General features: G+C 30.1%; 20 protein-coding genes and 1 pseudogene. All 21 read right to left on the bottom strand.

Annotated features, from left to right (window positions below; translation table 11 throughout):
• Positions 1–8: 8 nt before the first annotated feature.
• The 21 genes and pseudogenes from Q0807_RS13505 to Q0807_RS13610 all read right to left on the bottom strand — a co-directional run bounded on the left by Q0807_RS13505 (position 9) and on the right by Q0807_RS13610 (position 22251).
• Complete coding sequence (locus Q0807_RS13505; protein WP_299110577.1) at positions 9–1160, bottom strand: glycosyltransferase family 4 protein; 1152 nt, start codon at positions 1158–1160, stop codon at positions 9–11.
• Positions 1161–2549, bottom strand: coding sequence for a hypothetical protein (locus tag Q0807_RS13510; RefSeq protein WP_299110578.1), 1389 nt, complete (start codon positions 2547–2549; stop codon positions 1161–1163). It lies immediately after the preceding gene.
• The gene (gene neuC / locus Q0807_RS13515; protein ID WP_299110579.1) at positions 2542–3666 is read right to left on the bottom strand and encodes a UDP-N-acetylglucosamine 2-epimerase; all 1125 of its coding nucleotides are present in this window, start codon (positions 3664–3666) and stop codon (positions 2542–2544) included. Before neuC ends, Q0807_RS13510 begins: the two co-directional genes overlap by 8 nt.
• Positions 3666–4175: a hypothetical protein gene (locus tag Q0807_RS13520; protein WP_299110581.1), complete on the bottom strand. Its 510-nt coding sequence runs from the start codon at positions 4173–4175 to the stop codon at positions 3666–3668. Before Q0807_RS13520 ends, neuC begins: the two co-directional genes overlap by 1 nt.
• Positions 4176–4240: 65 nt before the next feature.
• Positions 4241–5284: an N-acetylneuraminate synthase family protein gene (locus tag Q0807_RS13525; protein WP_299110582.1), complete on the bottom strand. Its 1044-nt coding sequence runs from the start codon at positions 5282–5284 to the stop codon at positions 4241–4243.
• Positions 5285–5670: 386 nt separating this feature from the next.
• A complete protein-coding gene (locus tag Q0807_RS13530) occupies positions 5671–6531 on the bottom strand; it encodes a sulfotransferase (protein WP_299110583.1) in 861 nt (286 codons plus the stop codon).
• A 232-nt stretch (positions 6532–6763) separates the two neighbouring features.
• Positions 6764–7912: a glycosyltransferase family 4 protein gene (locus Q0807_RS13535; protein ID WP_299110584.1), complete on the bottom strand. Its 1149-nt coding sequence runs from the start codon at positions 7910–7912 to the stop codon at positions 6764–6766.
• A complete protein-coding gene (locus Q0807_RS13540; protein WP_299110586.1) occupies positions 7909–8904 on the bottom strand; it encodes a glycosyltransferase family 2 protein in 996 nt (331 codons plus the stop codon). The genes Q0807_RS13535 and Q0807_RS13540 overlap by 4 nt, the downstream gene beginning before the upstream one ends.
• Positions 8905–8949: 45 nt before the next feature.
• Positions 8950–9879: a glycosyltransferase family 2 protein gene (locus tag Q0807_RS13545; protein WP_299110587.1), complete on the bottom strand. Its 930-nt coding sequence runs from the start codon at positions 9877–9879 to the stop codon at positions 8950–8952.
• Between the two features lie 29 nt (positions 9880–9908).
• Positions 9909–10697 (bottom strand): hypothetical protein, encoded by a 789-nt coding sequence (locus tag Q0807_RS13550; protein ID WP_299110588.1) that lies wholly within the window; start codon positions 10695–10697, stop codon positions 9909–9911.
• Positions 10698–10728: 31 nt separating this feature from the next.
• Entirely contained in the window at positions 10729–11856 is a 1128-nt protein-coding gene (locus Q0807_RS13555) for a glycosyltransferase (protein ID WP_299110589.1), read from the bottom strand.
• A gap of 7 nt (positions 11857–11863) precedes the next feature.
• On the bottom strand, positions 11864–12655 hold the full coding sequence (locus Q0807_RS13560) for a glycosyltransferase family 2 protein (RefSeq protein WP_299110590.1): 792 nt from the start codon (positions 12653–12655) through the stop codon (positions 11864–11866).
• Positions 12645–13919, bottom strand: coding sequence for a glycosyltransferase (locus tag Q0807_RS13565; protein WP_299110591.1), 1275 nt, complete (start codon positions 13917–13919; stop codon positions 12645–12647). The genes Q0807_RS13560 and Q0807_RS13565 overlap by 11 nt, the downstream gene beginning before the upstream one ends.
• A 4-nt stretch (positions 13920–13923) precedes the next feature.
• Positions 13924–16107 (bottom strand): polysaccharide pyruvyl transferase family protein, encoded by a 2184-nt coding sequence (locus Q0807_RS13570; protein ID WP_299110592.1) that lies wholly within the window; start codon positions 16105–16107, stop codon positions 13924–13926.
• Positions 16104–17390, bottom strand: coding sequence for an ABC transporter ATP-binding protein (locus Q0807_RS13575; protein WP_299110594.1), 1287 nt, complete (start codon positions 17388–17390; stop codon positions 16104–16106). The genes Q0807_RS13570 and Q0807_RS13575 overlap by 4 nt, the downstream gene beginning before the upstream one ends.
• Positions 17390–18262, bottom strand: a complete 873-nt coding sequence (locus Q0807_RS13580) for an ABC transporter permease (RefSeq protein WP_299110597.1) — start codon at positions 18260–18262, stop codon at positions 17390–17392. The genes Q0807_RS13575 and Q0807_RS13580 overlap by 1 nt, the downstream gene beginning before the upstream one ends.
• A 64-nt stretch (positions 18263–18326) precedes the next feature.
• Positions 18327–18951, bottom strand: a pseudogene (locus tag Q0807_RS18950) (NAD-dependent epimerase/dehydratase family protein).
• Positions 18944–19267 carry an NAD-dependent epimerase/dehydratase family protein gene (locus tag Q0807_RS13595; protein ID WP_299110605.1) on the bottom strand — a complete coding sequence of 108 codons (324 nt, stop codon included), beginning with the start codon at positions 19265–19267 and terminating at the stop codon, positions 18944–18946. Before Q0807_RS13595 ends, Q0807_RS18950 begins: the two are co-directional and overlap by 8 nt.
• A 119-nt stretch (positions 19268–19386) precedes the next feature.
• Positions 19387–20364, bottom strand: a complete 978-nt coding sequence (locus Q0807_RS13600; RefSeq protein ID WP_299110607.1) for an SDR family oxidoreductase — start codon at positions 20362–20364, stop codon at positions 19387–19389.
• A gap of 4 nt (positions 20365–20368) precedes the next feature.
• Positions 20369–21664, bottom strand: a complete 1296-nt coding sequence (locus Q0807_RS13605; RefSeq protein WP_299110609.1) for a nucleotide sugar dehydrogenase — start codon at positions 21662–21664, stop codon at positions 20369–20371.
• The gene (locus Q0807_RS13610) at positions 21661–22251 is read right to left on the bottom strand and encodes a sugar transferase (protein WP_299110611.1); all 591 of its coding nucleotides are present in this window, start codon (positions 22249–22251) and stop codon (positions 21661–21663) included. Before Q0807_RS13610 ends, Q0807_RS13605 begins: the two co-directional genes overlap by 4 nt.
• Positions 22252–22260 lie beyond the last annotated feature (9 nt).

The raw sequence follows: 22260 nt of genomic DNA on the forward strand, positions 1-22260 counted from the left end.
TCTAAAACCTATGTATTAACAACAATCTCATTGTATGTATTTATGTTCTTTTCAACAATATTATTTATATCAAATTCTTCGCAAATACGTTTTCTTCCCTTTTTAGCAATCTCAGTACAAGTTTCATAGTTATTAAAAACATATTTGATTTTCTCGGCTATAGCAACTGGACTCAATGGATTCACTAAATAACCCGTAACACCATCTATAACTGCCTCTCTTCCAGGACCAATAGAACTTCCAATAAAAATTTTACTCATAGCCATTACTTCGAGCCAAGCTAATGGCATAGCCTCCATATGACTAGGATAACAGCATACCTGAGCTTTTTCAATATAGCTTGGAATTGTACTATTTGGTACCACTCCTAAAAATTCAAGATGAGGCTCTAATTTATTAGTAATACTTTTTTCTAATAAAGGTCTGTATGGAATATTAGTACCTGGTATATTAGCATCTCTTCCTGCTATTAAAAGTTTCACATTTGGAAATTCATCTATTAAGTAATTTAAGGCTTCAATGAGTTGTCTAATCCCTTTTTTTTCGACAAGTGTTCCTGCAAAAAATATGGAATGTTTTTCTATCTTGTTTAAATCTGATTGATAGAATTGATTAACATCTATGGGATTAAATACAACAGTATAAGTTCGGTTCTGTAACCCTAAAAGTTGTAATGTCTCCTTTCCTACAAAATCGGAAACTGCAATTAGAGCGTCTGCCTTACGAAATGATTTTTTCTCTACAAAAGCTTGCCTCAATTTTACTTTTCGTTTTTCATATTTTGCAAAGAAATGATGTCCTCCATGAAGTCTAATAATATATTTTATAGACTTAATTTTTGATATAAAAGCCAAACCTAATTCTGCAGTTTCTACAATATCAATAGGATAATCCTTATCAATTAATTTTATCCTTTTGCTTATAGATTTATTATTATAATACCATGTAAAACCTTTAATTACGTTAGGTTTTAGTCTATATATTATGACTCCATTATCATCTTCTTCTTCATGAATTTTGGAATAGAAATTAATACCTATTACAGTAACTTTATGTCCTTTTTTTACTAATTTTCTACTTAATGTACGAATGAAAGTGCCCACACCTCCATGCGAAAAATCTTGTTTTGGGTATTCATTTGTTATAAAGCAAATATGCATTTAGAATAAAGATTTTGCTATAAGTCTAGCGTTTTGATCAATTGGATGCTGAACTAAAATTTCCATCCATTTTTTTCTTTCTGGAGCAATTGTCTCTGGATGATTAAGCGCATTATTAACTACTTCTAAAATTGACGCTTTATCATTTATCCAACCAACAGCATTTAATCCATTCATACTTCTGAAATGTTGAAAATTATAAATAATTTTTGTACTCCAATTGTTATCATTAGATGGATTATAATTTAGATATAAACATGGTTTATTAAATGTCGCAAAATCTAATGCCATTGTCGAGCCAAGATTGATTACTAAGCTGCAATGATAAGATAAATTAACTTGCATGCTAATATCATTGAATTTTGGAAAATACCCAACCCAACCTGTTTCAGATTGCACATTCCAAATAGGGTCAATCGGAACAATTAAATCGTTAAATCTATTGAGAACTTCATCATATCTCGATGAAAAATCAACTGGACATCTTCTAAATATAATTTGTAAATCATCTTTCTTAGAGTTTAGCGATTCAGCCACGTCTTCAAGAAACAATTGGTCATAAGGTGATGTCGCAATATCATCTCCACTAAAACAAAGCCATTTCTTCTTTGTATCTAAACCATGTGTTTTGGCAAAATCTTCTCGAGTTATAAATCTATTTTGATCTAAGTAGAATTCAAATTGAGGAGTTCCAACAAGGATTACGTTATCTTCAGGTATTTCGGGATAATAGTCTTTCATTTCCTGTTTCATCCATTTTGACCAAACATAGTAATCATCTGTTTTTACCGCTAATCTTGCTTTTGGCAAATTATCCCATGAAAAAATTGCGGTGACTGTTTTAATATTATTTTGTTTTGCTGCAAGACAAATAGGCATCAATCCTGCTACACGTTGGTGTGTAATAAAAATTGTCGTAGGTTTTAACTCTTGTAATTCTTTTTTATAATTCTTTATAGCACCCTGAGAAATTTTTTCAATACTCTTTTTTTCGAAATTTAATATTCTAGAATAATTTTTAGATAAGAATTTTCCTAGAATCTCAGCAAATTTATATAATACTTTTACTTTGAAACTATAGTTTGGCCGTCTCCAATTTGTTAATATCGTCGGATTTTCTTTTAGCTTACTATTATGAATTAATCGTGCATAGGTTGTAGCTTCTCTATATAGACGTGTAAGACTATTTTCGGGAGATAGCTGTATTTGTTTGTAATTAAAATCTATGTCATGTATTCCTTTTACATCATCGAAAGCTTCTAATGGCAAAGTAGACCAAATAGTAACTATAGCGTCTTCCTTTATATGCTTAATAAGATCAGAATACAGATAATTCTTTATGCCAACACCATCAGGAACTAAAAATAGTATATGCTTTTGTTTAGGCATCCTTAAATTGTTTTTGATGATTTATTGACCACACTTCTGTTGATTCTAAGCTATCTAAGAATAATTGTGCACTATTGCCTTTACCAAAAGTTTCATTTGAAATCTCTATTGTTTTAGATAAATTATTGAATGCCTCTAAAATTAATTCTTTTTCACATGGCACATTAATTATTTTAGAAGAACTCGCTCTATTAAGCTGTCTATTTCCAATATTTATTGTCGATATACCATAGTAAGGCGCTTCCCTAACTCCTGCACTACTATTACCTATTATAAAATTTGATTTTTTTAGAAGTGTTAAGAAGTATTCAAACCTAATAGAAGGAAAAACTTTAAATCTTGTATTTCCTTTAAATTTCTCGTACGCTTTTAGTATATGTTTGCTCCCCAAATCATTGTTAGGGTAAATTACAACATAATTTCTATCGCTCTCAATTAATGCTTCTACATATTGATTTGCTCTATCTTGAATCTCATCTATCTCAGTTGTAACAGGATGAAACATAGCTACTGCATAAGAACTGAAATCAATTTGATAGTAACGTTTAACCTCATCTAGATGTGGTAAATTATCGGAAAACATTATATCAACATCAGGTGAACCTATTACAAAAATAGACTCATCTAGTTCACCCATTTGTATTAAGCGTTTTTTGGCTTCATCATTGGACGTGTAATGTATATGACTCAGTTTAGACACCGAATGCCTTATCAATTCATCTATGGTACCTGAAAGCTCACCTCCTTCTATATGAGCTACTAAAATATTATTTAAACTACCCACAATAGCTCCTGCTAATGCTTCTACTCTATCGCCATGTACAATAATTAAATCAGGCTGAATATTTTTTACGTATTCAGAAAAACCATTAATAGTTTTTGCTAAGGTTAAATCCATAGTAGCTTCATCTGTATGATTATGAAACTTAGATATATATTTAAAACCACAGCGCTCAACTTCTATTAAAGTATAACCATACTCTTGCAAAAGATGCATACCTGTAACAAATATATACGGTTCAAAATCAATATGTTTTTCAACACTTTGTATAAGGGTTTTTATTTTTCCGAAATCGGCTCTGGTGCCCGTTAGAAAAACTATTTTTTTATTTGCCATTATAGATAGTCTAATCGAGTATTTGAAATTACTGTAGTGTTGTCCTTTATATTTTTATTGACCATTGTATGTGCCCCTATGACAACATTGTCTCCAATATATAAAGACCCTAATATTGAAGAATTACAATACATTTTAACGTTTTCTCCTATATTATTTCCAGAACCAGACCCATTGACTTTATGTCCAATAGTGCAATTCTGATGAATCATAAAACCTTTGCCTATTGTATTGCGACTTCCAATGATTGTTCCTTCTCCATGCACAATATAGAGCCCTTCATCAATAGTTGAGTTAAAATAAATTTCGCATCCACATAAGTCTTTCATTAGAAAGTGAATTTGAGACTCTAATTCTTCTAAATTTTCTTTATGAATATGACTACCTAGTCTAAAAAGAAACATTGCTAATTCATTTTGATTTGTTACTATTCTATTTAACACTTCAGAATCACTAGTTTCAGGAAAATGATAATTCACATCTCTTATCACATTATCAAATGCCTCCAAAACAATAGTTTTGGGTATTTGTTTTGAGTTATAAACCCTCTTTAGCAAGAACTCTACAAAGTTAACTATTTGATATTCTTCCATGTTATATGTATATCACTTTCTATATCTTCTACAGCAATTTTTCCTAGAATACTATTGTAATGTTCTGCTAAAATCTCTCCATTTCCAGGGCGTTTCACCCAAATATTATCTTTACTAAATACGTCTCCTCTTTTAATAGGTTTTATGGTACAAACCGTAGCAAAAGCAAAATCTATGGTTACTTTTTCTTCTTTAGTAGGCGCTTTAATTCCCCCTCTCATAGACCATATTTCTTTACTACCTACAACGAGATTAGAACATTCTATCTCATCCATACTACAAACAATATCTGGACCTTGTCTTTGCTTATTATCAGTAAAATGACGTTCTAAAATTGATGCTCCCAGTGCAACAGCTCCTAAACATGCATTATTATTTAGAGTATGATCGCTAAGACCGAAAACATTATTTTTAAATGCCTCATGCAGTTCCATCATTGCACCATAACGTACCAAATGCGACGGTGTTGGGTATAAATTTGTGGTGTGTAAAAGTGCTAAAGGCGTATTGTGTGATTCAAAAATTGCTACTGCCTTTTTTACACTTTCTATAGTATTCATACCTGTACTTAAAATTACAGGCTTACCAAATTTAGCAATATGCTCTAACAAAGGATAATTGTTACATTCGCCTGAACCAATTTTATAAGCAGGTATATCAAAACGTTTTAAACGCTCTGCTGCAGCTCTAGAAAATGGTGTAGAAATAAAAATCATGTCTTTACTTTCTACGTATTTTTTTAATTCTAACTCGTCCTCCTCATTCAAAGCACAGCGCTCCATTATCTCATAAATAGAAACATCAGCATTACCAGGTATAACCTTCATTGCTGCTTTACTCATTTCGTCTTCGACAATATGAGTTTGGTGCTTAACAACTTCTGCTCCTGCCCTATGTGCAGCATCTACCATTTCTTTAGCTACGATTATTGAACCTTCATGGTTTATACCAATTTCTGCTATTACTAGTGGAGGAAAATCTGCTCCTATTTTTCGACCTGATATTTCTATAAACGGATTCTGCATTCTATTTTATAACTGTATACTTTTATTTTAAATTCTTACAATAGCCATCTGCCTATTTTACTTTAACTCGTATTCCCTTACGCTTTTCTATAAATAGCTTTTAGAAAAAAATCTTTGAAAAACGAGTATTTTTTTGAGATATAGAACTTATTATTAACTCAAGCTATAACCCGTTTTAATTTTGAATTCTTTTAAAATTCTTAGTGTTATTTCTAATGCGCAGTCTCCTACTATATATTTTGATTACCTTCTACTTTTAAAACCTCTTAAAACATGCTTGGCAATAACTTTATTGGTACATTTCATTATTACTTAATATTATATAAAACAAGAATCAATAATATCAAACTTATATTCAATAAAGAATAGTTATAAAGCTTAATACTTTATTTTATATAGTTATAGGCTTCTAACTTATTTTCTTCTACAAATCCCAAATCTACTAATAATTTATTACTTTTTATAAAATCTTCTTTTAGGCTATTATACCCTCCAACTTTATTAATTTTAAAAAAGGAAACAGGGCAATTGAACTTGAATATTTTAACCATAACAAACTTTACTTTTTGCTCAAAAGAACGTATTTTTTGAAAAGTAAAACTTTGCTCAGAATTTGCTTTCGTTAAGGACAAAAAATTCAATTTTGATAGGGTATACAATTGATTTTCTGTTAAGGTATTTATATTTTGAGGTGAATTCTTTATATATGGATTATAGTTTAATCCTAGGATATTGTAAAATTCTTTATAAAATAAATCTGGTTGAGTCATTAAATCTTCAAAAAATAAAAAATGAATGTTTTTCTTTTTAAAGTAAAGTAGTAAAAGTTTGGCTAAATCCCCATACATACATGTACTTAAATAATCCATACCTAAATTAGTTTTATACATCCAATTCTCAAGGGTCTTAACACCTTTAAAATTATGCTTTATATGGTATTTAAACATTGACAAGATTGCGTCATCTTGCTGTCTTATGGTAATAATTATCTTGGCATCGGGATGTAGAGTAGTAATACGATTAAAAACCTCATTTAGCTTCACCTTGCCAAAACCAGCAGTTACTATAGTTTCATTGCTTTCAATATTTACCTTGTTTTTTTGTAATGGTTCTTCTATTGTGGTCCACCAAGATGACGTGGTAAAATATGTAGATCTAGAAAGCGCTACTCTTTCATCTTTTTCTAAAATAGCTTGAATCGTAGTTGTACCAGACTTTGGTATACCGATATGAAATACTTTACTCAAAATAAGTTATGTTGTTTTAATCTATTAAAAATGTATTCTAATTTAACAACGTTCAATAAATGCTAAATAGCTGTAACTGTAGCTTCTCACTTTCCATTTATTATTTTCTGCTCGAATAATAACTTTAACTCCTTTAACACTTGCTATTTTTTTAATCAAATTATCATCTGTAATATTAAAATTCGGGGTTCTTTTAGTACCACCCCATGCTAGTATTATTTAGATAAGCCCACTACTCTTTATTATTACTCATATTCAATGATAGCTTAGCTTCCTCTAAAAACAACTTTATTTTATTGGCCCAATTCTCAATATCGTATATGTTTTCTGGTGTTTTTTCAAGAAATGGATTTTGACCTTGTGTTTTTAATATTGAAATCGCATACTCCATCTTCTCAACCCATTCGTCAACAAAATTTGGATTTTCTACCAATACACCATATTCACCAAAATTAAGTACTTCTGGTATTCCTCCTTGATTTGATGCAATGCAATAACAACCACATTTTAAAGCTTCAGCTAATACGATACCAAAACCTTCTTTCCATAAGGATGGGAACACAAACACGTCTGATAATTGATAAAACATGTGTAATTCCTTATTTGGAACTCTACCAATTGAAGTCACACCTTCTTGATTCAATTCTTTTGTTATACCAACTACTAATAATTGTATATTTTTATTATTAACATATACTTTTTGAAAAGCCTCAAGAACCATTTGGAGTCCTTTTTTAGGTCTATTTTGTGAACACCATAAAAATACAACAGCGTCCTTATTTATATTATTTTGATCTCTTAATTGGCTCTTTTGCGTTGAGTTAATTCTTTTAAATTGGTTTGAGTCTGTACCATTATGAATAACTCTGGCCTTAAAAACACAATCTACATAATAATCTAAATAGGCTTTATATGCTAAATTGGTTAAAAACCAAAACTCATCAATAGCATATAAAAAAGGCTGCGCTCTTTTCTTTGAAAATTGAGGAGAAAAACCATGGTAATAGTATTGAATATAAAAATCTTTACGATAATAATTTTCCTTTAAAAATGTATCTATAGGTAAAACAACACCACTATTATCTATGATTTGAATGATATATTTATTTCCCTTTACAATTATTTTATTAAGCGCTTCTAAATAGTTGCTGTATTTACTTTTAGAGTCTAATAATTTGTTTTTTATCTTATCTGCTAATGTGACATTTCTTAAAAACTTATAAGACACATTTGGCACTCTATCTTTTACTTCTGGACAGATAATATAATCAAACCCGTGATTACTATTAGCTAAAAGATAATTATACATAGTAGTCCAACTACCTATCTTAGCGTAGGGCAGCGGAAACTGAGAAATTAAAATTACTTCTGTTTTAGTCATTCTTTTTTAGCATAATCGTATTGTGGAAAATAAAAATATTTATATCCTTTTTTAGCGAATAGAACTACAAAAAAACCAATGTTTATTTTTCCTAAATGCTGCTTTAAAGCATTTATGGACTTACTATAGTTTTTAAGAGATTTTCCGTGCGACAATAAGATATTAAATCTTTGAACAAACCCTGTGCAAAGTTGATTTATATTATAATAATTAGTGGCTTGCCTGTAAAAGATATATGCCATTAATTTTTCTCTATTTTTTAATTCTTTAGTCTGTTCTAGAAAGTTGAAAACATTGTCAAAATATTTGAAAACAGATTTTTGAGCCTTTAAAGATGTTCTTGCCTTTGTGCTTATACTTTCACCCTCAATTCTAACATAAAACAAAACGGTATCTAAATATTTGAATTGTGGCTGAAAGGTTAACATTCTAAAATGAAAATCACGCTCTTGAGAACGCTGTAAAGATTCGTCAAAGTGCTTTTTGTTTTCTAAAAAAGTAGATTTCCACAGTGGCGAAGGTGTATAGAAATATAATCCATTTATTAAATAATCTTCTATATAATTATCGGAAGTCATGATTAAAGGCCTATCTGCCTTTTCTGCATTTTTTATGCTCTCTTTAAATTTACTACTGATACAAGCGCAGAAATCTAATTCAGGATTTTGCTCTAAGGTTTCAACTTTCAGATTCAAAAAATCTGCATGCATTATATCATCGCTATCAAACCAATTAATGTATTTACCATTGGCATTCTCCAATCCATAATTACGACAGGCATTAGCTCCTTTCGGCTTTTCTTTTGGTCTATCGTAGAATTTAAATCTTGCATCTAAATCTAGATAACTATTAATGACTCCTATACTATTATCAGTACTTCCATCATCAACAATAATGCATTCCCAATTAGTATAAGATTGAGCCAAAACACTATCCAATGTTTCTCCTATTAGGTGTGCACGATTATATACAGGTATGATAATAGAGACCAATTGTTGCTTTTTATTTTTTAATTACCAATATCCAAACTTACGACATTATAAAGATAAATAATGTGGTGCTTTAATTTTATTTAAGAGGTAGCTCGATTCTATTTCAGTTCTATTTTTTACGAGTATCTGATATTTTGAATATTCCTTTTTAAAATTTTTAAAATTTAAAGTTAATAGACACTTTAGATACTGCCGCTTTAAATAATTTATTTTGTTCTCTAATGCAGTTACAGCATCAGGATTATTTACGTTGGCATATTGCGTCTTGTAAATATTTGCTTGAATTTTCAAGAATCTTTCAAAATTATGGTCTACAGGTTCTTGTTTTCTTTGAGCTCTATCATGAATCATAAATGTATTAGCAACCACTCCGATTTCATAGTCATGATATAAAACACGTTGGCATAAATTATCATCTTCTCCATATAAAAAAAATATAGGATCAAAACCACCGACATTCAATAAGCAGTCTCTAGAAATAAGCCAACCAGCTGCATTGACAAAAGAAACATCATAAATAATTTTTAATTCGATATTTAAAACATCTTTACAATTAAAACCTTCATCCTTATCTTTAGAGATATATTCTGCAAATTTTTTGTCTAACAACTTTTTATCTCTTGTGATGTGAAGTGGACTTAAGATACCGTAACTCGCATTATTTTTGTGTGTATAAATTAAATCTTCAATAACACTATCAACTAAATAAGCGTCCTGATTTAATAAAAAAACATATTCCGCTGAAAAATGTTTTAAGGCATAACTTATTCCAATATTATTACCCTTCCCAAACCCTAAATTCTCTTTTTGAGGAAGTACCGTAACATGCGAATAGTTTTTAGATATATATTGTAAAGTATTATCCGTCGACGCATTATCTACCACAATTACATTATACCCTTTGCTACTATCTAAACATTGTTTAATCCATCGCATGGCATTATAAGTAACGATTATAATATAGACATTCTTCAAATTGTTATAATTTATGAATTTTGCTAGATTTAATTTAAATATTTTAACCAATTATTATCTTTTAATAACTGATAAAAATCATCGTAATTTTCAATTAGCTCTTTGTGCGTTAAAGCATTTACTTTTTCATGTTTTGTCCTTACTATTCTTTTTTCTAGATTAAGATATTCTAAAATCGAATCTATTGATTGTTGATGAAACTCCGATTTCTCCAAATCTTTTTCGTATTCTAAACTAAAGCTACCTATATCTTTTAATGCTAATTTGTCTTGTTTAGCAAATTTTTGTCTTTCATTGATACCATTTTTCAATTCATTTAAGTCTAAGTTTAATGTAATATTTTCCTTTATTGAATCAAATTTGCGATAGTTTTGCCTCTTTTCTGCAACAATATTAGACAAGGCATGATTTAGTAAATTGGTACGTTTAAGATAAATGATCTTCCAGTTATCTTTCTTCAATCTTTTTAAAAATATATTTGGGTCAATACTATTTTTTCGATCTCTAGTTAAATGATATACTTTTAAATGAAAAATAAAATTAGCATCTGATTTTAAACGAGTTAAACCATCTACATATCTGTAAGGAAATGTTATTCTACCTTTAACGGGAGAGAGTAATTCACCACTAGCCCTAAAATATCCCGTGGAGCAAATTAAATTTTCAAGCAATGTACTTCCTGTTCTGCCCTGAGCAAAAATTAGTACTTTTAGTTTATCATTCTTTTTAAGTGATAAAAAACTATAAGTATAAGCTTTGTACTTTCTATATTGAAACTTTATTGGTTTTGGTATTCTAGACTTTATTGTTTTAATCACTTACGTATAGAGTTTTTTTTTTTTAATACGACTAAAGAGCGTTTAAGGTTTGATATATAATTGAAGATTGATTTTCTATGTTAAAATCTTTAAATTCTTCATGAGCTTTCTTACCGTCAGTTAGAATTTCTTCAGGATTAGAAATATAATTTATTATCACTTTTGCCGCTGCATTTATATCTAGATATGGAACAATTTTACCGCCTCCATTCTGCAAAATCTCTTCAGTGCCAGTTGCACCTTCGAAACAAATTATTGGCTTCCCTAAATTGGCAACTTCAATACAAACTAATGGAAAAGGATCTTCTCTAGACGACATCATAAACATATCAAATTTACTAAACTCTTTTTCAGGGTTTTCAAATTCACCTTTAAAAAAAACATGTTCTTGCAAATTTGCTTTTTTTATATCAGCTAAAACCTCTAGTTCAGTCTTCTTATTAGAGAACTTACCTACCCAATGGAATTCAACATTTTTAGCTATTTCAGATACTACAGCCTTTGCAATACATAAAAATAGATCATACCCTTTTCGTAAATTAACGGTACCAGAAGCACCAACAATAAATATTTCTTTATTCTCATTAATTTCAGAATTAATTTCTATGGGTTTTAATTTTGAGAACTCATATATTACCTTAGTTTTAGTTGTTGGAACATTATAATTTTGAACTATATTATTTTGAACCAGTTTTGAAGCACAAATATATTTATCTACTTTTTCTTTGTCATTATCTAAGTTTGGCGCATAATATTTAATACTAACCTGCAATTCATGCAGGTGCAACAACAATTTTGATTTTGGGATTTGACTTTTTATGGCAATTCCCCAATCTAAACTCATTATAGAATTTGCATAAATAATATCGTAATTCTCATGTTTTAGTTTTGCTAATAAACTCTTTTTAAACTCTGCTTTTGTAGATGTTTTTTTAAGCTTATTAATAGTTCTTTTTAAAATTGAGTCGTTTAAGTTTTCTAACTCCATATAATTCTTAGAAACTGAACTAAAGCTATCACTCAAAACACCTTTTCTTAAACTCAATCCATGGATTTCAATGTGAGGATGATTATGTTTTAACCATTGCATAAAATACAACAGTATCAGTGGTGCTCCAGTGCGATTTGCATCATGTGTTATAAAAAGTATTTTTTTCAATGCTAGTTTATTTTAATCGTTTTTTTATACCAACAACAGTTTTTACCATTGCTTTCAACAGCTTGTTGGATTTGGGATTCTGAGGGTGAATGGCAAGCATCGTGTACACATATGGCAAACGCATTGGAGTAAACTTTCTAGTAAACTTAAGTGCATGTGGTGCTTGAATTTCATATTCACCAGTAATAGTACTCGATTTATTGTTTTCCACAAAGACAAAACATCCTAAAAAATCTTCAATTTTTACAATCTTAAATAGATAGAACGCTCTTATCAAAAACCAATAATCCATCGTGTAATGTTCATTCACGGGAAAATCACCGATTCGCTCTTGCACATGCCTCTTATATCCATAACTAACTGGATTTAAAGGAAAACGTCCTTTCAAAATAGAAAGATTCTTCCATAAAATTGTTGCCTTTACTCTTGGTTCTAATTTACCATTTTTTTCAATATGAAGATTGCCCACAAACATATCTACATTTTGTTGGTTTTCAAAATTTTTAATTATAGTATAAAACGCATCTGAATAAAAATAATCATCTGCATTTAAGTACATAATTATGTCTCCAGTGCACATTTTAAAGGCCTTATTCATAGCATCTGACTGACCTTTATCTGCTTCAGAAACCCATTTTAAATGCTTAAAGGATTTTAAAATATCCACCGTATTATCTGTAGAACCTCCATCAACAACAATATGTTCCCAATCTTTATAAGATTGATCGAGCACACTCTGAATGCTTTTTTCTAAGTAATTACCAGAATTAAAACTGGGAGTTAATACGCTAATCTTCATTTACCAAAATAGTATTAAATAAATCAATGTAAGCATTAGCTTGTACATTTAGACTGTATTTTTTTATTGCCTCTTTATGAATGGTTTCTCTATCGTAATCTTCAATATGTGATAAGAATTCCTCTAAAGTTTTAACCAATGCTTTAACACTAATTTCAGAAGTTAGTAGTCCATTTTCACCGTTAACAATCATATCAGGTATACCACCTATTGGGAAGCCAATCACTGGAGTACCACAACATAACGATTCTAAGACCGTATTTGGCAAATTATCCATTAACGAGGGTATAACAAAAACATCTGCTGCTGCATAAGCCATACTCATTTTAACCTCATCTTTAATCATACCAAGTTCAATAATGTTCTCAAAATTTAGGTTTGCTTTGTTTTTTCCAACAACACTTATCACAACGTCACTATTATCAATATATTCAACAGCTCGCTTTAAAAAGACAAAACCTTTTCTATGATTGGTTAAAGATTCTGCAACGAACAGTATTACCTTTTTATCTAATGGTATATTCAAAAATTCTCTAGCTTCATTTTTATCCATTAAATTGTAAATATCTGTATTTAAGCTATTTGGAATACATTTAACTTGTAAGTCTTTAAAAACGTCACTAGCTTTACATATATCTCCTAGCCACTGAGAAGGACTTACTAAAGTAAGATTATGAACTTTATGAAGTGATTTCATCTTTAATGCTTTTACACTTTTAGAAACTTCACGTTCTTTTTGAGTTAATACTCTTTTTTTAGGAAAACCATTTTCGTCTATTCCTATATACTCTTCTTCATAATGCTCACCACCAGAAAATGGATTCATATCATGTAAGGTCCAAACAACTGGTTTTGTATTCTTACTGAAAAAACTTGAATAATCTAAAAAATCAGAAACCCAATGAAAATTTATAATATCAGCATCTTTATATGAATCTGAAGTAGTTATATCAAATGCTGAATCTGGAAATGTAAATAACTCTAAACCTTCTGGTCTTTCTCTTGTAAATTGATCCTCTTTAGATAATAATTTACTTTTATCAATAAGCCTTAGTTTTACAAGCAGACCCAATATCTTAAGTTTTATATGTTGTAATACTGGAATTGGCAGTGGTTTTAATACTTCAGCGTCTATGGTTGCAGAATTATTCCTTTTAAGCAGTATCGATATATCAATACCATTAGATTTTAAACCGTCTGCCAGTCTAAAACATGCTTTGGCCGCACCTCCACTATCATATGTATTTACAATGAGTACCTTCAAAAAATTATGAATTATATTGCGTTATTAAACTATCTACCGATATTTTTTTATCTAGTGTATTAGAATCTTCTAAAAATGCATGAATTTTACCTCCTAATGTATAATCTATCGCTATGAAATCTGTTTTTAAAGTATGAGCAAATAAAACAGAGTGAAATCGCATACATATATTAAGTTTAGATTGTTTCATAGTCTTCACTATAGAATCTACTGTAGATAATTTCTTGTTTATAAATACTCTAGAATCGTCTTTAAAATATTGACCAACAAAGTATCTCGAAAAATCCCTATCATCATTTCCAATGACAAAATTATGCATATGATGAAATTCTATCCTATCTACATTAAGTGCTTCTGCCTTACCTTTAATCATATTCGCAATCCCTTGCTCTAAAATCTTTTTTTGGAGTTCAAAGGCATCTCTTGTTCCTGAAAAATACTCAAAAGTCCATTCTCTAAGATAGCAACTTAAAATATCCTCCTTTTCTACTTTAGTTTGCTTACTAATGTTTTCTATAAAACCTTTTGCTGGGTCACCTGAGAACTTAGCCTTTGTTTTGTAACCATAAGTATTATAAAGTGCAATGCTAGTTTTATCTCTTAGTTTTACTTCATCAGCCAATTCCAAAATACTTTTTACAGTTTTTGTATATTTTTTTGATTTTAATGGACCTATTCCACATCCAAAGACAGTTGTCTTATTCCCGTATTTCTTTGACACTTTAAAGCCCAAATAAGGTACATAAAGGTCACTCAAATCCATCAATGGTCCTCCTCCCATTACAATTTCATCCGAACTTTTTGCGTAGCGTAATAATTCTATAGTTTTCGTAGAAACTACTTTAGCTTCTATTTTCAATTCTTTACAAGTTCGTTCTGTTATAAATGGGTATAAACTTCCTAAAACAAGCTCAAGACTCTCTCCATACTTGTTTTTATAGAAATCTATAATACCACCTAAAATAGCTTTATCACCGACTGTTTCTGTACCATACCAACCCACAATAAATAGTCGGTATACTTCTTTTTTCTTTGGAACGACTTTTAAAACATTAACGACTTTTAATGCTCTTTTTTCACTATCTATATTTAGTAGTTTAGCATTAAATTTCGCTTTCAATTCAATCTTTGATTCTTCAAAAGTGATAGGAGCGTGGTAATCGTGAATACAATTTTTACAATCCTCTTTTAAAATACGTTCCTTCTCTTTAAAATTGTTCTTATACAAATCTAAAGCGGAAGTATTAAGAGCATTCCCAATTTCTTTAGATTTTGGTGCGCAATAACTTATTTGCCCTTTAGAGCCTAAAACAATTCCATTATTATGATATGGACACCCTATTAGTCTTTCACCACCTTTTAAAATATTTTGAATACTTGAATAGGTGCGTTGATAAGTTTTGTTCCGCTCATAGGTAAGTTTAAGTTTTTCAAAAAACAAAAGAAGATTATAGGTTTCATCTTCATCAAAATTTCTAATGACTTTACCACGATTATGATTATATAATCTATTTATTGTTTCTGCCACTCTAAACCTACCATACATATTATTATTTTTTGCATAGTATAGTAAATCATCTGCATCCCAAGCATTTATTTTAGATATTGTACAACCAAAAGACGTTGGAATATTGAGTTTATTCTGTAACGTTTTAAAAACGCTAATAGCTGTTTCAAAATTACCCTTTATACCTCTTACACTATCGTGCACTTTACCAACACCATCAATAGATATCATTGCAGAAAAACCGACATTCCTTTGATCACAAATTGCTTTAATCTTACTTATAGTTCCTATAACTTGCTCACTCTTTATGGCATTGGTTATTATACTTAATCCGATAATGTTAGGGGTAACATCAATTATAGCACTATATATTTCTGGTAGATCTTCCCTTAAAGTTGGTTCACCACCTGTCACACCAATATGTGTTAATTCTGAAAAAAGTGGATTTGTAAGAATTGTTTTTAATTCATCAGGACTAATTTCTAATGCCTCTTCTTGCTTCCAAATATTGCACATGGTGCATTTAGAATTACAGCTATCTATAATATTCAAGTTGAGCACTTTAGGCTTAGCATTAAAGTCTAAAGTACTTTCGTATTTTAAATTATAAAACTGCTTTCCGTAGCGAAAAGCACTCCCAACCTTTGTCTTTATCGCTATAAGATTATTATTAGAACTCATGTTTTTAAAGACCATTTAAGTTGTGGATGAACAGTTCCGTGCCATTTTTCATTAAAATTATACCCTTTACTTTTAGAATCTTCTATTTTTACTGAAAAACATTTATAAGGTTTAAAAAAATAATTCTTCCCTGGTATAGCACCACTCACAAAAACATTATATTCAATATTATTTAATAAATTCTTAGGGATTACAACAGAAAAAGTATAAAGTCCTTTCGTAATATCTCCTTTTGTAATTTCATTAGAAGCGCTTACAAATACCTTCTCTCCATTCAATGTTTCCATAATTAATGCAAATCGTGAATTCTTTATAGACTCCTTCACATTTACTTTTATACTTATACTAATGTCTTCGTTATTAAAAAAAGTACTTCTTACCCTCTCATTATTATCAAAAGATTTTACTTCTACCAAAGCTACTTGTTGGTTTCCAATTTCATCTTTATTAAATTGAATACTTCCTGTATAAGTTGAGCTGTTAGAACCAGAATTATTCAAATAAAAATCCACAGCCGCATCTGTTTCACCTTCAAAAACACTTTTACCATTTTCTAGCACAACACATCTTGTGCATAAACTTTTTACCGCTGCCATATTATGACTGACAAACAAAACTGTTCTACCATCACTGTTAGAAATATCTTGCATTTTACCAATAGCCTTTTTCTGAAATTCAGCATCACCTACAGCTAACACTTCATCTACAACAAGAATATCTGGTTCTAAATGTGCTGCTACAGCAAATGCCAAGCGTACTTTCATACCAGAACTGTAGCGTTTTACTGGAGTGTCTACGTACCTTAAGCACCCTGAAAATTCGATAATTTCATCAATTTTACTGTTAATCTCTGCTTTGGTCATTCCTAATATGGCGCCATTCAAATAAATATTCTCCCTTCCTGTCATTTCTGGGTGAAAACCAGTCCCTACCTCTAATAGTGAAGCAATTCTACCTTTTGTTTTTATCTCTCCTACAGAAGGTCCTGTTACTCTAGATAAAATTTTAAGCAATGTTGATTTCCCTGCACCATTTTTACCGATAATTCCAAGTACCTCACCTCGCTTCACTTCAAAATTTATATTCTTTATGGCCCAAACATAATCAGAAATACCCTTTTCACTTCTATTATTTGATTCACCAACTTTTAAATAAGGATCTTCTTTTCCTAGAGTTTTTTTCCACCATCGATTTAAGTCATGACTAATTGTACCAGTACCAACAAGTCCCAATCGATACTGTTTACCTACATTTTCTACTTTTAAAATTATATCTGAGCTCATTATATTGTATCAATAAAGCTTTTCTCTGTTTTATTAAATATCACTAGTCCTATTAGAAAAATAATAAGACTTACAATTGATGTATATAATAGTTTATACATATCCAAATCACCAATACCTAATGCCATAGTTCTAAAAGATTCAATAATAATAGCTATTGGATTCCATTCAATTAACCAATAATAATTAGGTAATTTACCTTTAAAATAAGACATCGGATACATTACAGCAGAACCATACATTAATAATTGTACACCAAACTGTATCAGAAACGTAAGATCTCTATATTTAGTTGTCATAGATGAAATAATCATCCCAAGACCTAACCCTAATAACGCCATTAAAAAAATCAAAACAGGTAGAGTAATAATACTAAACGTAGGGAAAACATTAAAAGCTTTATCAGTAAAACTTACGTAATAAATATAAAAGCCTACAAAAACGACCAGCTGAATTCCGTACTTTAATAAATTTGAAACAACTACAGACATCGGCATAATCACTCTTGGAAAATAAACTTTTCCAAAAATATTCTCATTTTTCTTGAATGTATCACTAGTCCCTACTAGGCATTCCTTAAAATAATTCCAAGAAGTTATCCCTGCAAGATTGAATAAAAAATTAGGCACACCATCTCCTGTTGGAATATCTGCTAAATTATTAAAAATTAAAGTAAATATTAATGAGGTAAATAAAGGTTGAATTAAGTACCATAGTGGTCCTAGAACTGTTTGCTTATAAAGAGTAATTATATCTCTTTTTACGAATAAAAAGAGCAAATCCTTATATCTCCAAATTTCTTTAAAATTAAAATCTATAAGCTTCTTATTAGAAGAAATAACATAGAGCCAATGCTCTTCCGTGGTTTTCAATTATAAACGCTTTAATATTATTTATGCGAATATAAGAAATGAACATCGGAAAATAATTCAATCACTAAGCTTTTTGAATAGTATAAGTATCGTAATAATACATCATCTTTTTTATACCATCTTCTAATGACACTAGACTTATACCTAATAATGTTTTCATTTTTGTAATGTCTGGACACCTTCTTGTCATATCTCCTTCTTTTAATGATGGAAGATTAATTATTTCAGATTTCGAATTTGTTATACTAATAATCTTTTTAGCCAAATCTAAAACACTAATTTCAACTTCATTACCAATATTAAGCACATCATTAACGTAACTATTTTCATGTAATGTTTTAATACATATATCAACATTATCATCAATGTAACAAAATGATATTGTTTGGTCACCTTTTCCATAAATAGGAATTGGTTGATTATTCATGGCTAATTTTATAAACCTATGCATCACAAAGTCATTACTCTGAAATGGTCCATATGTATAAAAAACGAAAAATTGTATAATCTAATCCATATTCGCGTTGATAGGCTTTAAAGAAAGCTTCTCCAACATTTTTCATTATATCATATGGAAGTCTAGAATTTAATGGTGTTGTCATTTCATTTTGAGGAATCTCAAATGGTTCTCCATAGACTTCAGACCAACTAGAATAAAATACACGCTCTACTACTGAGTTTTTAGACAACTACAAGATATTTTTTTATTCCTTCAATATCGTCTAATACGTTTATTGGATTTTCTAAAGTTCTTTCCACACCAACAACTGCAGCAAAATGGAATACATAATTAAATTTGAAAGCGGCAAATATTGACATCAAATCATTATAATTGTTGACATCGGCTTTAATAAATTTAATATTCGATTTAATTGGTATTTTTGACCTTTCTCCTGTTGATAGGTTATCAATTATTACAACTGTAGTTTTTTTATTCTTGGCTAACTTTGAAGCCAATGAACTTCCCAACTGACCTGCACCTCCCGTAACTAAAATGTTTGTCATTAAAACATAGCGTTTATGCTAAAGTTTATATATTTCGGGAAATATAATTGAACTAAAAATTATCTAAACGAAAGTTATTAATTAAAACGAAAAAAACAAATTGAAGAATACAATTATTATTAATTAAATGAATCCCAAGTAATCTTTAACCCCTCTCTTACTGTATATTTAGGCTTATAACCTAAAAGATTCTGCGCCTTTGATATATCCGCTAGAGAATCTCTTACATCTCCTTGTCTATTCGGGCCGTAAATAGCTTTTAATTCAGATTCTGCCGCTATTCTTAAAGAATCCCATAGATAGTTAATAGTAATACGCTCTCCACATGCTACGTTAAACACTTCATTCTTAGCTTCTTTTGAAGCAAAAAAACCTTTTACATTTGCTTGCACCACATTATCTATAAAAGTAAAATCCCTAGTTTGCTCACCATCACCATTAATTTTTGAAGGCTCATTATCTTTAAGAGCTTGCATAAATAATGGAATTACTGCTGCATAAGCACCACTTGGACTTTGTTTAGGACCAAAAACATTAAAATAACGAAGACCAATAACATCGGTATCGTAAGTTGTACCAAATACATCTGCGTACAATTCATTAACATATTTTGTTACAGCATAAGGTGATAATGGTTTACCAATAGTATCTTCCACCTTTGGCAAAGCTTTACTGTCTCCATAAGTAGAACTAGATGCAGCATAGACCATACGTTTAACGCTAGGACTATCTTTTAAAGCTATCATCATATTTAAAAACCCAGAGATATTAACTTCATTAGTAGTTGCCGGATCATTAATAGAACGTGGTACAGAACCTAAAGCCGCTTGATGAGAGACATAATCAATACCATCCATCGCGGTTTTACAGGTTTCAATATCACGGATATCACCTTCGATTAATTCGAAAGCTGGGTTATCCATAAATTCAGTCAAATTATCGCGATGACCATTAGAAAAATTATCTAAAACTCTAACTTTCTTAGCATTATACTTTAGCAGGTATTCTGTAAGGTTAGAACCTATAAAGCCTCCTCCTCCAGTAATTAAAAAACTTAATTCTGAAAGGTCTGTTGTATGGTGTGGATTTGAGTACATCTTATTATAATCTTGCGTCTATGGATTCTATTGGAAGTAATGATTTCACATCAAAAACAACACCCGTTTGTGACTTTAATTTGGTTATATCTAATTTTAAGAATTCGTTATGAGAAACAGCTAATATTACAGCATCATAATCTGAACCTAATTGACTGAAATCGTTAATTAAATCTAAATTATATTCGTGTTTTACTTCTTCTGCTGAAGCCCATGGATCATAAACATCAACGTTAACATGATATGTTTCTAACTCTTCAATGATATCAATAACTCTAGAATTTCTTATATCTGGACAATTCTCTTTAAAAGTAATACCTAGTACAAGTACTTTCGACCCTTTTATAGTTGCCCCTTTTTTAATCATCATTTTTACAGTTTCAGTAGCAACGTAGCCACCCATACTGTCATTCATTTTACGACCAGCTAATATAATTTCTGGATTATAACCTGATTCAATTGCCTTTTGAGCTAAATAATAAGGATCTACTCCTATACAATGCCCACCTACTAAACCTGGTGAGAACTTTAAAAAATTCCATTTTGTCCCTGCAGCCTCTAATACAGCTTTTGTATCAATATCTAATAACCTAAAGATTTTAGATAATTCGTTTACAAAGGCGATATTAATATCTCTTTGAGAATTTTCAATAACTTTAGCTGCTTCAGCAACTTTAATAGAAGGTGCTAAATGCGTACCTGCAGTAATCACTTGATTGTAAAGATTATCTATCTTAATTGCTACTTCAGGTGTAGAACCAGAAGTTACTTTAAGAATCTTAGTTACGGTATGATGTTTATCTCCTGGATTGATTCTTTCCGGAGAATATCCTGCAAAAAAGTCTTCATTATAAACTAATCCGGAAGTTTTAGCTACAACCGGAATACAAATATCCTCGGTTGCTCCTGGATAAACTGTTGATTCATAAACTACAATATCTCCTTTGCTTAACATTTTACCAACTGTTTCGCTCGCTTTAATTAAGGGAGTAAACACTGGCTTATTTAATGCATCTGTTGGCGTTGGTACAGTAATAATATAATAATTAGTTTTTGCTAAAGCTTCTATATTATCAGTTATATATAACCCTTTCTCAGCATTCAAATCTGTAGTTAAAACAGATTTCAAATTATCGTTTTCAACCTCTAAAGTTTTATCGATTCCGTTATTTAATTCACTGATACGTTGTTTATTAATATCAAATCCAACTACAAAGAATTTTTTAGAAAACTCTACGGCAAGCGGCAAACCGACGTAACCTAATCCTATGATTGCAATTTTATCTTCTGAATTTATCATTTGTTTAAAATAGATTTTAAAATGAGTGTCAAATCTAAGTAAAAACTGTAATTCTCAACGTACTTTTTATTGATTTTCACTTTATCTACCCAAATAATCGTTCTATTGTAGTGTTCAGGATTTTTTTGACGTTCTAATACGCGTTCTTCATCCTTATATTTAAGAGTTGCGGGACCAGTAATACCTGGTTTGACCAATAATACAATTCTATCCTCACCTTTTAATTCGTCAGCAAACCCCTTTAAATCAGGTCTTGGCCCTACAAAACTCATATCTCCAATTAGTACATTAAACAATTGAGGAAGTTCATTTAATTTGGACTTCCTTAAAAACACACCAACTTTAGATGCATATTTATTCATATGACCTAACTGATGTTTTCCATCCTTTAAAGTTCTTATTTTATAAATTTTGAAAGGTTTTCCGTGTTGACCAATTCGATACTGAGTATAAATACCGTAGCTTTTTGTATCGATAGTACCAATTACTATTAGTATGATAATAGGTATTAATAAAAAAGGGAAAAATACGATAACTAGGGAAAAATCAAAAACACGTTTAATCCGAAGTTGAGTTTTGGTAATCAATGATATAGG

The sequence above is a fragment of the uncultured Winogradskyella sp. genome, from assembly GCF_947495255.1.
In the GTDB taxonomy this organism is placed as follows: Bacteria; Bacteroidota; Bacteroidia; order Flavobacteriales; family Flavobacteriaceae; genus Winogradskyella.